10 protein-coding genes are annotated in these 14,443 nt (G+C 60.1%); 2 read left to right on the top strand and 8 right to left on the bottom strand.

Annotated features, from left to right (window positions below; genetic code table 11):
- Positions 1-292 precede the first annotated feature (292 nt).
- Entirely contained in the window at positions 293-1,861 is a 1,569-nt protein-coding gene (gene porX / locus BUE15_RS07830; RefSeq protein WP_073282819.1) for a T9SS response regulator signal transducer PorX, read from the top strand.
- A gap of 50 nt (positions 1,862-1,911) precedes the next feature.
- Here the strand turns inward: porX and BUE15_RS07825 are convergent, their stop codons facing one another.
- From BUE15_RS07825 to BUE15_RS07805, 5 genes are all read right to left on the bottom strand, one after another.
- Complete coding sequence (locus BUE15_RS07825; protein ID WP_073282816.1) at positions 1,912-2,148, bottom strand: hypothetical protein; 237 nt, start codon at positions 2,146-2,148, stop codon at positions 1,912-1,914.
- A 73-nt stretch (positions 2,149-2,221) separates the two neighbouring features.
- The gene (locus tag BUE15_RS07820; protein WP_073282813.1) at positions 2,222-2,578 is read right to left on the bottom strand and encodes a TonB-dependent receptor plug domain-containing protein; all 357 of its coding nucleotides are present in this window, start codon (positions 2,576-2,578) and stop codon (positions 2,222-2,224) included.
- Positions 2,579-2,684: 106 nt separating this feature from the next.
- Positions 2,685-4,547 carry a M1 family metallopeptidase gene (locus BUE15_RS07815; RefSeq protein WP_073282810.1) on the bottom strand — a complete coding sequence of 621 codons (1,863 nt, stop codon included), beginning with the start codon at positions 4,545-4,547 and terminating at the stop codon, positions 2,685-2,687.
- A 616-nt stretch (positions 4,548-5,163) separates the two neighbouring features.
- The gene (locus tag BUE15_RS07810) at positions 5,164-6,261 is read right to left on the bottom strand and encodes a Smr/MutS family protein (RefSeq protein ID WP_073282806.1); all 1,098 of its coding nucleotides are present in this window, start codon (positions 6,259-6,261) and stop codon (positions 5,164-5,166) included.
- Between the two features lie 131 nt (positions 6,262-6,392).
- The gene (locus tag BUE15_RS07805; RefSeq protein ID WP_244535913.1) at positions 6,393-7,400 is read right to left on the bottom strand and encodes a DUF2279 domain-containing protein; all 1,008 of its coding nucleotides are present in this window, start codon (positions 7,398-7,400) and stop codon (positions 6,393-6,395) included.
- Between the two features lie 198 nt (positions 7,401-7,598).
- Between BUE15_RS07805 and BUE15_RS07800 the strand changes: the two genes are divergently transcribed.
- Complete coding sequence (locus BUE15_RS07800) at positions 7,599-10,448, top strand: DUF4961 domain-containing protein (protein ID WP_073282803.1); 2,850 nt, start codon at positions 7,599-7,601, stop codon at positions 10,446-10,448.
- Between the two features lie 94 nt (positions 10,449-10,542).
- Here BUE15_RS07800 and BUE15_RS07795 read toward each other — a convergent pair whose 3' ends face one another.
- From BUE15_RS07795 to BUE15_RS07785, 3 genes are all read right to left on the bottom strand, one after another.
- A complete protein-coding gene (locus tag BUE15_RS07795; protein WP_073282799.1) occupies positions 10,543-11,394 on the bottom strand; it encodes an N-acetylglucosamine kinase in 852 nt (283 codons plus the stop codon).
- A gap of 258 nt (positions 11,395-11,652) precedes the next feature.
- Positions 11,653-12,729, bottom strand: coding sequence for a SusE domain-containing protein (locus BUE15_RS07790; protein ID WP_073282797.1), 1,077 nt, complete (start codon positions 12,727-12,729; stop codon positions 11,653-11,655).
- Between the two features lie 73 nt (positions 12,730-12,802).
- Positions 12,803-14,440: a RagB/SusD family nutrient uptake outer membrane protein gene (locus BUE15_RS07785; protein WP_073282794.1), complete on the bottom strand. Its 1,638-nt coding sequence runs from the start codon at positions 14,438-14,440 to the stop codon at positions 12,803-12,805.
- Positions 14,441-14,443 lie beyond the last annotated feature (3 nt).

The following is a 14,443-nucleotide window of genomic DNA, read 5'->3' as shown; positions in this document are numbered from 1 at the left end:
GCCGAAGGAAACTGCGGCCCACCCGGCGGGCGTCCGGGCACGGTGGCCGGGAACCTAAACCAACTTTTTTTGGCTTCTTTACGGCGGAGTTACAGGCAAATATCTGTTTCCGGTAATTTTTTAGAATCAAAAACCTGGGATTGGGAGTAAAGCTACTTACGAAACTTCAGTTGCAACCTACATTCGCGCTTTGGCCTCTTTCGGGGGCCGCAAGGCGGAGCAGGCGGCAGCTGCTACGGCTCGTTTCATGCGGTGCGGAGCACATGCCCCGGCCATACCCAAGACCCTACATATGCAACAATACTCCATCCTCTGGGCCGATGACGAAATCGACCTGCTCAAGCCCCACATTCTGTTCCTGAAGGAAAAAGGATACGACGTCACGGGCGTCAATTCCGGGGCCGACGCCATTGAGGAAATCCAGGAGAAGACCTACGACATCGTCTTCCTGGATGAAAACATGCCCGGCCTGACCGGCCTCGAAACCCTCACCGAAATCAAGGCGGCCCGCCCCACTGTGCCGGTGGTGATGATTACCAAGAGTGAGGAAGAGCACATCATGGAATCGGCCATCGGGGCCAAAATTGCCGACTACCTCATCAAGCCCGTCAACCCGAGCCAGATTCTGCTGGCGGTGAAGAAGGTGCTCGACAACAAGCGCCTGATCAGCGAAGCCACCAACTCGGGCTACCAGCGCGACTTCCGCCAGCTGGGCATGCAGCTCTCCGACCGCCTCTCGCCCGCCGAGTGGGCCGACGTGTATAAGAAGCTGGTGTACTGGGAGCTGGAAATCAACGAGACGGAAGGCAAAAGCATGGCCGAGGTCTTCAACATGCAGAAGGACGAGGCCAACACGTACTTCGGCCGCTTCATCACGGAAAACTACGAGGACTGGGTGAACGGCGACGATAAGGAAGCCCCGCTCATGTCGCACCAGCTGTTCCAGGAGCGCGTGTTTCCGCTCATGAAGCAGACCGGCGATACGCCCGTGTACTTCCTGCTGATCGACAACCTGCGCTACGACCAGTGGAAGATTCTGGAGCCCATCATTGCCGAGCTGTTTACCGTGGACCAGGAGGAGATGTACTACTCCATTCTGCCCACCACCACGGCTTACGCCCGCAATGCCATCTTCTCGGGCATGATGCCCGGCGAAATCCAGAAGAAATACCCCAATCTGTGGGTGTGGGACGACGATGATGAGGGTAAAAACCTCAACGAGGCCGAGTTCATGGAAATCATGTTCCAGAAGGCTAACCAGAAGCAGAAGTTCAGCTACCACAAGGTGACCAACCTGCAGGCCGGCAAAGATCTGCTGGGCAAAATGTCGAACCTGCACAACAACTTCAAGCTGAACGCCATTGTCTACAACTTCGTGGACATGCTCTCGCACGCCCGCACCGACATGGCCATGATTCGGGAGCTGGCCGCCGATGAGTCGGCGTACCGCAGCATCACTCGCTCGTGGTTCCTACATTCGCCGCTGTATGAGATGCTGCAGGTGATTGCCGAGAAGAAGGGCAAGCTCATCATCACAACGGACCACGGCACTATTCGGGTAAAGCGGCCCTACAAGATTGTGGGCGACCGGAACACCAATACCAACCTGCGCTACAAGCACGGTAAAAACCTGGGCTTCGACGACAGCAAGGACGTGTACACGGTGCGCAAGCCGGAGCGTATTTTCCTGCCCCGCGAAAACGTGAGCACCGCCTACGTCTTCACCGTCGGCGACTATTTCTTCGCCTACCCCAACAACTACAACTACTACGTGAACTACTACAAGGACACGTTCCAGCACGGCGGCATCTCGCTGGAGGAATGTATCATTCCGTACATCACGCTCAGCCCGAAAGGGTAGGGGGGTAATGTTGAACAACTAAAAAAGGGCGCCCGTTTGGGCGCCCTTTTTTAGTCACATAGCCACTTGCCGGAATGCTTGTGGTGAAACGGAAGCTGCACGTCCGCCTCTTCCCGGCCCTGCTGAATCTGGTGTAAGGCTACAAACGTCTGCATCCGGTGGCGGCTCCATAGATGGCGCAGCAGCCACTTTCCAGGACGAAGGCTGTAGTAGGTTTCTTTGGTGTAGAACTGGATGCGGTTACGCTGGCGTGCCGTCCAGGCCCAGCGTTTTTTAGGTTGTTTCATCTGAATTGTAGGTTGATACCTACAATTCGTGGCAAGTGGAGAAGTAGCGTTTCATGATCTGTGAGAAGCGTGTTTACCGCTTGCCTGTCTTGGTAGTGATGAGTACGGCGCCATTTATGGCCGCTGGGCCGAAGCGTTCCACGGCCTTCTTGTCTTTCAGAATGTCAATCTTCTCTATATCATTGGGATTGATACTCTGAAGTGACTTTTCTCCTTTTAAGGGTTTGCCATTAACTACATAAAGAGGCTGCTGGTGAGGCAACAGGCGGTTGGGGCCACAGTATAGTTTGATAACCGTACCAGATTTCGGCTTCGGCTGCTGAATGGTATCGGCCTGCTGGGTGGACTGCGGTTGCTGCGTTTGCGCATGAGCCGCTGATGGAAACAGCAAAATAATGCCCGCTACGAAAGAAAGATGGAAGTTGGCCATAGCTACAGAATACGTGAGTGATAACGCTTGCTGAATGTAACCGCCTTACCAATAAAGCAGTGCCAGCGTTGTTCAGCCTAGATGCTGTTCACTGGCAGATTCCATATTACTTCCCCTCCCACACATTATCCGCCTTATTCTTGTCCGGTACCCAGGTGCTGCCCAGCTCCACGCGCTTCACGGCTTTGGTAGTGGCCACAGGCACCGTGACGCTGGAGTTGCCGGCTTGCCACACGGCAATGGTGCGGTGGAGCTTCTCGGTTTTGCCATCGGTGTAGGTGACGGTGAGGTCAACGGGGACGGGCTTGGTGCCTTTGGCCTGCACGAGGATGTCGTGGCCGGTGGCGGTTTTCGTGACGCTGGCAATGGCCAGGTCGGGATAGCCGCCGTCGAAGAACCAGCGCTGCCAGAACCAGTTCAGGTTTTGTCCCGCTCCCGTGTTCATGGAGTTGAAGAAGTCGTAGGGCATGGGGTGCTTGCCGTTCCAGTTGCGGATGTAGGTGTGCAGCGCCTTCGTGAACAGCTCATCACCGAGCAAATCCTTCACGTAGAGGTAGCCCAGCGCGGGTTTGGGGTAGGAGTTGAGGAATAGGGCCGTGCCGCTTTGCTGGGTGCTGAGCGTGGTGATGGGCACATCAAACTCCTGCGCCGAGCCCTTGGCGTAGGGCGCAATGCCGTAGTCGTCCTCGAAACCGGGCTTGATGATGCCCGAAATAATCCACTCGCCGATGGTGGCCCAGCCCTCGTCCATCCAGGCGTACTTGGTTTCGTTGGTGCCCATGTAGAACGGGAACATCGTGTGGAACACTTCGTGGTCGGTGAGGGTAATGGCGTCGTCGCGGGTTTCGACGGGGTTGTCGTTCACCATCATCGGGTACTCCATCTGGTCGAGGCCGTCGAATACGGTTTCGTGGGAGTAGGGGAAGGGCCACTTCGGAAACGTGTAGCTCATGGCCTGCACCGTCTGGCGGTTGAACTGCACCACTTCCTCGAAGTCCTTGTGCCTGGGGTTGTACACCGCATCCACGCGCGTGCGGCGCTGGGTAGCGGGGTCCACGACCAGGCTGCTGGCCTGCCATACGTAATGGTCGGTGGTGGCAAACACGAAGTCCGTCACGTTCCTGGCCTCGAAACGCCACGTGTTTTCAGCGTTGGCGGCCGTAATGTCCTGGCGCTTCAGGTCGGCTTCCGTGATGATGCTGGTAATGGCGTCTTTGCGCTCGGCATCTTGGAGGCGCCTGGCGTACTTTTTGGTCAGTACCTGGTCGGGGTTCTGCAGGTCGCCGGTGGCCCACACCACAAAGTTGCGCGGTACCGTAATAGCCGCCCGGAACGTGCAGAAGTCGTTGTAGAACTCCTGGGAGCCATTGTAGTCGAACACATTCCAACCGTCGATGTCGTCGTACACGGCCACGCGGGGGAAGAAGTATGCCACGAATGCCGCGTTGGGCTCCACCTCGCCGGTGCGCATGTGGGAGCCTTTGTTGAGCGTGTAGGAATACGCTATTCGCACCTTGGTGGCACGGCCCGAGGCCAGGGCTTTGGGCAGGCGCACGGGCATGTTAGTGGCCTGAATGCGCAGCTTGCTCACATCCTGCGGCTGCCCGTCGAGGGTCAGGCTTTCAATCTGCACGCCCTCATTCACGTCTTCGGGCGCAATGCGGCCGGCGCGGGGTGCCCCTTTCTGGTAGTAGTTGAGGTAGAGCTTGAACTGCAGCTGCCGCAGCGAGTCGGGGCTGAGGTTCTGGTAGCTGATATCCACGGTGCCCGCCACGCGCCGGGTGGCCGGGTCGAAGCGCACGGCAATGTCGTAGTCGGCGGTATTCTGCCAGTAGTTGGGGCCGGGCGCGCCGGTTGCGGAGCGGGTGCCCTTGGCGTAGGTGGCCTGCAGGTTGAGCGGCACCGGCAGCTGCTGGGCCAGCGCAGAAACGGAAAGGAGGGAAGCGGCGAGAAGCGCAGGGAATTTCATTCAAGAAAACTATCGGTAGATAAACTGAAAATGTTGCCTAATCTGCTGTTGAAGACTATCTGGTAATTCATGTGCATGACGTTGCAGTGCACTTTCAACTACTTGAACCTGTCTTCTTTTCTCAGCTGAAGTGTCAATAGAAACAATGTATTCTAGTGGCCCGCATCTGGTCAGCTTCAAATCAAGTGGCGTGATACGGTGCTTCCCATTTACGAAGTATATCGTAGAGCTGTGGGGGCTATTGCGCCGATTGACAGAAACAAGGCCTGCAGAATTCGCTAAAATCACTGGCGAAAGGTTATAAGACGAGACAATAGTGTAGCGCTTAACGTCGTCACATTTATCTCTGTCTTGCTGGCCTACAAATTTCTTGAGCCGCCAAAGTTGAATTTAGTTTAGACCGAGTTGCTTCGATGATACTCTTGAGTTTTGGTGTACTACCATACAACTGGAAAGAAGGCAGTTGAATAGTGAAGAAATAATAACGGATGAAAATATGTGCGGCGAGTAAAGTATCGGAAAGCAACAGACATAAATAAGAGTGGTATCACAAATAATTGTGCCCTGAAAAACCATCCAAAAACAGCTTCTCAAGGCACAACTACATTATTTCTGCTTACTTCAGCCGGACCAGCGTAGCGCCATAGCCGAACTTCTCCTTCTGCGAATCCTCGAAGAACTTGATGTCCTTGTTGCGGCTCAGCAGCTTATGGATTTCCTTGCGGAGCGTGCCGCTGCCCGAGCCGTGGATGAACACGATTTCGTGCATGTTGGTGGCCAGCGCACGGCTCAGCGCATCCTCGAAGGCTTCGAGCTGCAGCTTCAGGATGGCCGTGTTGCTCAGCTCCTCGCCGCCCTCGGGCCGCAGCGCCTCCAGATGCAGGTCCAGCTCGTGGGGCGGGGCCTTAATGGCTTTGGCGGGCTCCGGGGCCGGGGCTATAGCAGCGGGCTTGGCAGGGGCATTGCCCGTGAGCTGGGCCTGCAGCGCCTCGGCCAGCTTTTCAGGAGCAATAGCCACGGGCGCAGCCGGCTTCTCATCCAGCTGAAACAGATAGGCCTCGCGGCCCAGTACGGGTGCTTCGCGGCGGCTGCTATAGAAGCTGGCCGCCTTGAATTGCGTGCGTTTGGTGAGCAGCTCGTAGGCCGTGTCGCCGTTTACCTGGTGGGGGAGCAACTGCACCACCACGGCCGGCCACTGGTCGAAATCCTTGAGGTGCAGGTGAGCCAGCGCCCCGCTCACAGCTTTGGGCCCCAGCTTGTCGGAGCGCAGGCCCCGGTAGCGGCCCTGGTTTTCCTCACCGTAGGTGTAGAGCACGTCCCGGTCGGTGTGGTTGATGACGTGCACCGACAGCAGCTCCGGCGACTGGTGGCTCAGGGCGAGGTAGAGGCCTTTGGCGGCGGGCTGGGGCACGGTGGCTTTGGGCGGCGCGGGCTGCTCGGCAGCAGGGCCGGCTCCGGCTGCCTGCGCCGGCTGGGCGGCGGGTTTGGCGGGCTTGTGCTTGCCGGCTTTGGCGCGGTGCGGCGACACCGGCGGCGGACCCTGGCGGCCGAAAGCCTTGTCTTCGTCGGCGGCTACGACCACCACTTCGCGGCGCAACACCGGAATCGTAAAATCGTTATCAATGGCTACTTCTACCAGCTCGTCGCTGAGCAGACGGGTAACAATGCCTTGCTCGCGGCCGGTTAACAGGCGCACTCGGTCTCCTACGTTCATAGTGGTAGCGGTATCAGGTCAGGTGTGGGAAAGCAACAAAGGTAACCGGGACTTGGCTCCGGCCTACGGTTATTTCCCTGCTTACGCCTGGCTGAGGCAAAACGCTGCGCCGGTCTTGCGCTGCGGTTGGCTTAGTAGTAAAGCCCGTGCATCACGAAGCCGCGCCGCGGGTTCCATTCGAGGGCGGGGGCGGGCAGGTGGAAGATGCTGGCCACGTAGAACACCCGCCGCAGCAACTTGCTGCGGGTCGGGATATGGCGCAGGTCCAGGTCCAGGCTCAGGTAGTACTGGCGGTAGGCGCGCAGCCCGAGGGCCGCGTTGGCGGCCGGGTCGTTGTAGACCATCTGCTGAGCGCCATAGCCCACGGCCGGCTGCAGCCAGCGGGGCCAGCGCGAGGCGGCCGGCAGCCAGGCCCCGATGTCGGCGCACAGCCAGTAGGTCTGGCCGTTGTAGTCTTTCAGATGCTGCTCGGCCAGGCTGCGGCCCAGCACGTTGGGGCGCAACGCGGCGTAGCGGGTGGTATGGAAGGAGTACTTGGGCATGATGCGCACCTCGCCCCAGGCCAGCTGCTGCCCAATCAGGCCCGCTGAGCCCAGAAAGTTGGCCGCCAAGTCAGTCGCCGAAGCGCCGTAGGCCGGGTCGCGGCCATCGAGCAGCTCGATGGGGCTCTGGAGCAGAAAGCCTACGAACCCGCCGTACCAGATGGCCCGCCGCTCCGGCACGCCGGCCCAGCGCAGCATATCCACCGCGCCCCGGCTCTGGTGAAACGCGCCCCAGAAGTGCCCGGCCTTGTCCATCTGCTTCCACTCCGGCAGGTCGTTGAACCAGTGCAGTGGCACCCGCTCGCCGGTGTACCAGCTCTTGCTCAGGCCATACATCAGCCCCGTGTACGTAATGGCCAGCCCGCCCGCCAGCACGGGCAGCCGCCGGCTCAGGCGGTTGCTGTCCGGGGCGGCTTCGGACAAAGAGGCTGGCACCGCTACCGAAGAAACGGCAGTAGCTGCCGAGGGCGGCGCTGCTGCTAACGGTACCTGTGCCGCCAGCGGCCCCGGCAATGCCATCAGTACCGCGGCCAGAACCCAGAAGCCACCCCGGCGCAGCGGAGCGGGCAGCCGGAAACAGGAGCAGAAAAAGGGCATGGACGCAGGGAAAAACAGAGGCCGGTGTAGGGACGCCAAAGCTACGACAAAAGCAAGTTGTGGCTTGGGCCAGACAGCTGCCGTTGTGTATATTTAATGCCACCTTGCACTGTTTGAAGCTCATAAGCAAGTTAAAATGAGCAATGTGGCATTAGTTGCGTTTTCAGTCCCTTCCAAAAATCCCCCATCCTCACCTTCATGAAGACACTTCGACTATTTCTCACGCTACTGGCGCTACTGGCTGGAATGCCGGTTTTGCGGGCGCAGGTAGTGAGCACGCAACCCCTGTTTTTTCAGGATACGACGCCCATTACCCTGACCTTCGATGCCACCCAGGGCAATGCAGCATTAGCCGGCTTCACGGGCCCGGTGTATATCTGGACCGGTGTTATCACTAACCTCAGCACCAGCAATTCCGACTGGAAGCACGTAAAAAGCCCCTCGTTTACGGCCCCCGACCCGGCGGCCCTGCTGACGCGCAGCGCCACGAATCCTAACCAGTACAGCATCAGCTTCACGCCCCGCACGTTCTACAACGTGCCGGCCGGCGAGCAGATCCTGAAGCTGGCCATGGTGTTCCGGAACGCCAACGGCACCATTGTAGGCCGGGCCAGCGGCGGCGGCGACATATTCGTGGATGTGCAGCAGAGCGCGGCCCTGACCGTGCGCATCACGAGCCCAGTAGTGCCGGCCGGTGGCAACCCGCTGTTTCTGAGCCTGAACGACCAATTGAGCGTAACCGGTACGGCCTCGGCCAGCACGTCGATGGCACTGTACCTCAACAACGTGCTGGTGACGCAGCAGGCCAGCACTACCGCGCTCAGCGGTACCGTAACGGCCACCCAGGCCGGCCGCAACGTAGTAAAGCTGGTAGCCGGCACCGGGGCGCAGCAAGTCGCCGACTCGCTGGTGTTTGTGGTGCGCCCGGCCGTGAACGTGGCGGCGCTGCCGGCCGGCGCCAAAGACGGCGTAACGTACCTGAATGGCGGCACTTCGGTGCTGCTGAACCTGACCGCGCCCGGCAAGCAGTTTGTGTACGCTCTCGGCGAGTGGAACAACTGGCAGGTTGAAAACGCGGCCTACATGAACAAAACGCCCGATGGCAACCGCTGGTGGCTGCAGATCAATGGCCTGACGCCGGGCGTGGAGTATGCCTATCAATATCTGGTGGATGGCACCCTGCGCATCGCCGACCCCTATACCGAAAAGGTACTGGACCCGAGCAACGACTCATTTATTCCGGCCGCTACCTACCCCAACCTCAAGCCGTACCCCACGGGCCGCACTACGGGCATCGTGTCGGTGCTGCAAACCGGCCAGACGGCTTACCAGTGGCAGGTGACCAACTTCCAGAAGCCCAAGAAAACCGACCTGGTGATTTATGAGCTGCTGGTGCGCGACTTCATTGAGCGCCACGACTACGAAACCCTGCGCGACACGCTCAACTACCTGCAGCGCCTCGGCGTGAATGCCATTGAGCTGATGCCCTTCAACGAGTTTGAGGGCAACGAAAGCTGGGGCTACAACCCGTCGTTCTACTTCGCGCCCGATAAATACTACGGTACCAAAAACGAGCTGAAGCGCTTCATTGATGAGTGCCACCGCCGCGGTATTGCCGTGCTCATGGACATGGTGCTCAACCACAGCTGCGGCCAGAGCCCCATGGTGCAGCTGTATTTCGATGGCAACGCCGGCAAGCCCGCCGCCAACTCGCCCTGGTTCAACCAGGATGCCACGCACCCCTTCAACGTCTGCTACGACTTCAACCACGAAAGCCCGTTTACGCAGTATTTCGTGGAGAAAGTGAATGCGCACTGGCTGCAGGAATACAAGATTGACGGCTACCGCTTCGATTTGAGCAAGGGCTTCACGCAGCGCGTATCGGCGCAGCCGGGCCTGACATTCGACCAGCAGTCGGCGCTGATGGGGCAGTACGACCAGTCGCGCATCAACACCTGGACCCGCATCTACGGGCAGCTCACGGCCATCGACCCCAACGTGTTCTGCATTCTGGAGCATTTCGCCGAAAACTCGGAGGAGAAAGTGCTGGCCGATGCCGGTATGATGCTCTGGGGCAACATGACCCACAACTACAACGAGGCCACCATGGGCTACGTGGGCTCCTCCGACCTGAGCTACGGCTACTACGGCGCCCGCACCTGGAACCAGCCCAACTTGGTGACTTACATGGAAAGCCACGACGAGGAGCGGCTGATGGTGAAAAACCTGGCCTACGGCAACCAGGCCAACCCGGCGCACAACCCGCGCAATCTGGCTACGGCACTGGCCCGCAACGAAGCCGCCGCCGCGTTCTTCTTCCTGGTGCCCGGCCCCAAAATGGTGTGGCAGTTCGGTGAGGTCGGCTACGATGTGAGCATCGACTTCAACGGCCGCACCGGCAACAAGCCAATCCGCTGGACTTACTACGACGAGCAGCCCCGCCGCCAGCTCTACGACGCCTACCGCTACCTGATCGGCCTGAAAAAGGCTGACCCCGTGTTTGAAACCGGCACGTTTACGCAGAACGTAACGGGCGCTACCAAAACCCTGCACCTCAGCAGTTCCGCCCAGAACATCACCGTGGTCGGCAACTTCGACGTGACGGCCCAGAGCGTGAACCCGGCGTTTCAGCGCACCGGCAAGTGGTACAACTACCTCTCCGGCGACAGTATCACGGTGACTAGTGCCACGGCGCCGCTCACGCTGCAGCCGGGCCAGTATGCGGTATACACTACGAGCCGCGTGAAGAAAGCCAGCGTACTCAGCGCCCGGCCCCGCGCCACCCAGGCCCTGCGCCTGACGGCCTCGCCCAACCCCACGGCCACCACGGCCACGCTGCGCTACGAGCTGCCCAGCGCCGCGCCCGTCACCGTCACGGTGCTGAATCTGCTGGGAGCCACGGTGCGCACTGTGGAGGCCAGCACCAAACAGCCGGCCGGGGCGCATCAGCTGCAGCTGCCGGTGCAGGACCTGGCCAATGGCGTGTACATCGTGCAACTCAGCACCGGCCAGCTGCTGCAAACTACCCGCTTAGTGGTGCAGCACTAGCCGCCCCCGAGTTGCCAAAGATTACAACCGCCACCAAAAAGGGCCGCCTCCAACTGGAGGCGGCCCTTTTTGTGTATTAGAAAGCCGTAGCTGGCTATGCGTTCAGCTTACTTTCGTGGTAGCTCACCAGGTCGTCGATAGGGGAGCGGATGATTTTGCCGACTTCCATATTGTGGGCGCGGGCCACCTGGGCCAGCGCGTCGCGGAAGTTGTAGCCTACCGAGCCCACGCAGTTGAACGTGTAGTCCTGGTAGTTGGGGTAGTGCGCTACGATGTTGGCGAAGAAGGTTTCGAAGCCCTGCAGCACTATCTCGCGGCAGTAGCTGATGTTGTTGTGGTCGTAGGCGAACTTGCCGAAGCCGGCCAGAAAGCGGTTCGGCAGCGGCTGGTTGTAGAGCCGGTCCAAGATGTCGTCGCGGGTCATGTTGAACTCCTGCTGGAAGATTTCCTGCAGGCCATCGGGCAGCAGGCCGCGCAGGTAGTCGCGCAGCAGGCGCTTCCCGATAAACGAGCCCGAGCCTTCATCCCCGAGGAAGTAGCCCAGCGAATCGATATTGTGGATTACCTTCTCGCCATTGTAGAGGCAGGAGTTGGTGCCGGTACCCAGAATGGCGGCAAACCCGGGCTTGTCGCCGAGCAGGGCGTGGGCGGCGGCCAGCAGGTCGTGGTCTACTTTCACCTGCGCGTTCGGGAACGTCTGGCGCATGGCGGCGGCAATGCTTTCGGCCTTTTTGGCATTCGACACGCCGGCGCCGTAGTAGTGCACCTGCGTGACTTCGGCGCGGGGCAGCGCGGTAGGCAGGTTCTTGTCGAGTGAAGCCGCTACGGCATCGGTCTTCATGAAGTCGGGGTTGTAGCCCTCGGTGTTGAAATACACACGGTTGCCGGCCTCATCGAGCTGGCACCAGCTGCTCTTGGTCGAGCCGCCGTCAGCAATAAGAATCATAGAAGGTCTGTTAGGAAAGCCGCGCTGCACAGGCCGCCGGCTTCGGGGTGAAGGGAATTACGAAAGTACAGGAAGCCGCCGATTGCGCAAGCCGCCGCTGCCCACCGGTGTACGCTGGTACGGGGCAAGGCGGCCGGAAGGGAAAGTGAACTGCAGATAATGCCGCAAAATCTACAGTCGGCAAACTTCAAAAAAAGCCCCGCCAGGGAAGCTGACGGGGCTTTTTACTCGTTGCTGGTCAGCTACTGCCGCACCCGCTTAGCGGGCCAGCGTGTAGGTGTAGCTGCCGGGCGTGTTCAGGTTCAGGGTGATGGTGTAGGTGCCGGCAGCGGGAGCCGGAATGTCGGTGCCGCCGTACTCCAGCGAACCGTCATTGCCGGTGTCCCCGAAGTTGATGGTCCAGTCGTTGTTAGCGCGGAATTTCAGCGCACCGGCGCCCAGGGCTACCCGGCCGGTCCAAACCTTGTTGGCCACGTCGTAGGTGAGGGGCGTTTCGGTGTTCCAGCCGCCGGGCGTCGCGTCGCCGATAACGGCCCAGGTAGTTTTGGTTGCCGACCACGACATGTTGGCCAGATCTGCCTTAATCAGGTAGAAGCCAGCCCCCGTCGTGATGGAAAGGTTGCCGGCGCTGCCCGCGGAAGAAAGCGTGCCCGCGCCGGCGCCAGAGCCGTAGTTGGTGCCGTCCCAGCCCGCCTTCGACGTGAATTTGAACTCCGGTGTAGCCTCGCTCATGTAGATGTAGCCTTCGTAGGCCTGGGGCGAAGCCGAGTTGAACGCGCCCAGAATGGGGGCCCCCGCCGGCGACCAGCCCTGGTAGTTGCCCGGCACGTACAGCACCGACATACCGAAGGGAGTACCGGTCATCGTAATCGGGTCGGATACGCTCTGCGAGAGCAACGGCTTGGACGTGTCGATGCCGAGGCCGCGCACCCCGGATACTACCCGGGCCTGGAACTGGCCGGGGGTGTTAGCCGCTAGGCCCAGCCGCAGCAGGATGCCGTTCAGGTCGGCGGTGGAGAAGGTGCGCGAGGTGGCACCCGTTACTTCCGCCGACTGCACCGTTTTCACGGAGTCGAAGGAGCCACCGGCCTTGATGAACTGCAGAATGTAGGTGGGGCTGGCCTGGTAGCCATAGTCCTGGGCTTTCCAGGAGAATGTAGCGGCCGGGGCGTCGGGGGTGGCTTTGTCGAGCACAATCGTGTTGCTCGATACTTGTAGTGCGCTACCAGTGGTGGTAGGGGTAAGTACCAGCCGGTCCTCGTCCTTCTCGCAGGCAGACAGCGAGAACAGCGAAGCGGCGCAGATACCAAGTACTAGGGTACGCCAGTTTTTCATGAGTGAAAGCAGAAATGGTGGGAAAAAACCAGCCCGGCCGACTGTGGAGCAGCCAGCCGGGTGGCTCATCATGCTAGTTATAACCAGGGTTTTGCACCAGATTCGGGTTCGACGAAATGTCGGTCGTCGGAATCGGGAACAGGGTGCGGGTAGCGTCTACACCAGTACCGCCCTGCACACCGCCTTTAAAGGGCCATACGTAGGAAGCCGAAGTGTACTTGCCGAACCGGATAAGGTCGGTGCGGCGCTGACCTTCCCAGTACAGCTCGCGGCCGCGCTCTGCCAGAATAAAATCAGCCGCGTCAGAAGCAGTAAGCGTAGCGTTGGTGATGCGGCCCGAGGTATTACCATAAGCCCGGTCGCGCAGCGCGTTGATGTAGTTCACGGCCGTGCCCACGTTGCCGCCGGCGCCGCCGCGTACCACCGCTTCGGCGTACATCAGGTACACGTCAGCGAGGCGGAACAGCGGAAAGTCGGTGTCGGGGAAGGTGGGGTTGGAGCCGGGCGTGCCCGCCGCCGTCAGATTCTTGTACTTCGTGATGGTGTAGCCGTCGGTGAACGTGAAAATGTCGTTGATTTCCAGGTTCTGGCCGCTGGTGTAGAACATGGCCCGGCGGTCGGCGCTGGTAGCACCGCCCGGGAACAGGTTCACCAGGTTTTTCTTGGTGCGCGTGCCGCCCCAGCCGCCATCAATGCCATAATCAGCAGCCGACATAGAGCCGCCCACCGCTGCATGGATGATGAAGGTCATGCCGCCGAAGGTTTTGGTGTTGACACCGTCGAAACGCACGGGGAAGATGATTTCCTGCTTGGACGTTTCGCCGTTGTCGGCGCGGAACAGGTTGGCGTAGCTCGGAGCCAGCGCGTAGCTGGAGCTGATGATGCGGTTGCAGTACGTAATAACGTCGGCGTTGCGCTCCGGGCCGTTGGTGCCGCCCGCCACGGTGCTCTTGTACACCGGCGAGTTCAGGTAGAGCTTGGCCAGCAGCGTCCAGGCCGCCGCCTTGTCTACGCGGCCAAACTCGTTGGCGCGGGGAGCGGGCAACTCGGCGTCAATGGCTTTCAGCTCGGTCTCCACATAGTCGAACAGCGCCGACCGGGTGATACGGGCAGGCTTGTCGACACCCACCGACGAATTCTCATCGGTGAAGGGCACGTTGCCGAACATGTCCAGGGCGTGGTAGTAGGCCAGCGCGCGCAGGAAGCGGGCTTCCGCGCGGTAGGTTTTAATGTTGGCCAGGTCCGTGCCGGAAATGCCCCGCTCGCTCAGCTTGGCATCCGTGGTCTGCCGGATGAACTCGTTGCACAGCGAAATCTGGTAGAACAGCCGGTCGTACATGGCGCGCACGAACGTGTTCGAGGCGGTCCAGGTGAGGCGGTTGTACTCGGGCAGGTCGGCGTCGTTCCAGGCAATAATAGCTTCGTCGGTAGTCAGCTCCTGCGCCATCCAGTACTGGCGGATGTAGTTGGAGAAGCCTTCGTCAATGCCCTGAATATCGGGCTGGCCGGCCGGGCCCTGCTGCCCGCTCACGGCCAGCGTGGCGTACAGACGGGCCAGAACCTGCTTCACCTGCACCGGGTCTTTGTACACCGACTCCACCGTGGGCTCATAAGACGGCTCCTGGTCCAGGTCGCCCAGGCAGGAGGAGAAGGAGAATGCCGAGGTCAGCAGCAGGGCTGTGGCCAGGGTGCGGATAGATTTGTTTTTCACGGG

The sequence above is a fragment of the Hymenobacter psychrotolerans DSM 18569 genome (assembly GCF_900142395.1).
GTDB lineage: Bacteria > Bacteroidota > Bacteroidia > Cytophagales > Hymenobacteraceae > Hymenobacter > Hymenobacter psychrotolerans.
Note: the sequence above shows the minus strand (reverse complement) of the source record. Positions and strands in the feature narration are given on the sequence as shown.

Excerpts from the sequence above, each read along its gene's own strand:
- BUE15_RS07800 (WP_073282803.1), top strand. The coding sequence starts at position 7,599 with ATGAAGACACTTCGACTATTTCTCACGCTACTGGCGCTACTGGCTGGA.
- porX (WP_073282819.1), top strand. The coding sequence starts at position 293 with ATGCAACAATACTCCATCCTCTGGGCCGATGACGAAATCGACCTGCTC.
- BUE15_RS07805 (WP_244535913.1), bottom strand. The coding sequence starts at position 7,400 with ATGCCCTTTTTCTGCTCCTGTTTCCGGCTGCCCGCTCCGCTGCGCCGG.
- BUE15_RS07795 (WP_073282799.1), bottom strand. The coding sequence starts at position 11,394 with ATGATTCTTATTGCTGACGGCGGCTCGACCAAGAGCAGCTGGTGCCAG.
- BUE15_RS07810 (WP_073282806.1), bottom strand. The coding sequence starts at position 6,261 with ATGAACGTAGGAGACCGAGTGCGCCTGTTAACCGGCCGCGAGCAAGGC.
- BUE15_RS07815 (WP_073282810.1), bottom strand. The coding sequence starts at position 4,547 with ATGAAATTCCCTGCGCTTCTCGCCGCTTCCCTCCTTTCCGTTTCTGCG.
- BUE15_RS07820 (WP_073282813.1), bottom strand. The coding sequence starts at position 2,578 with ATGGCCAACTTCCATCTTTCTTTCGTAGCGGGCATTATTTTGCTGTTT.
- BUE15_RS07825 (WP_073282816.1), bottom strand. The coding sequence starts at position 2,148 with ATGAAACAACCTAAAAAACGCTGGGCCTGGACGGCACGCCAGCGTAAC.
- BUE15_RS07790 (WP_073282797.1), bottom strand. The coding sequence starts at position 12,729 with ATGAAAAACTGGCGTACCCTAGTACTTGGTATCTGCGCCGCTTCGCTG.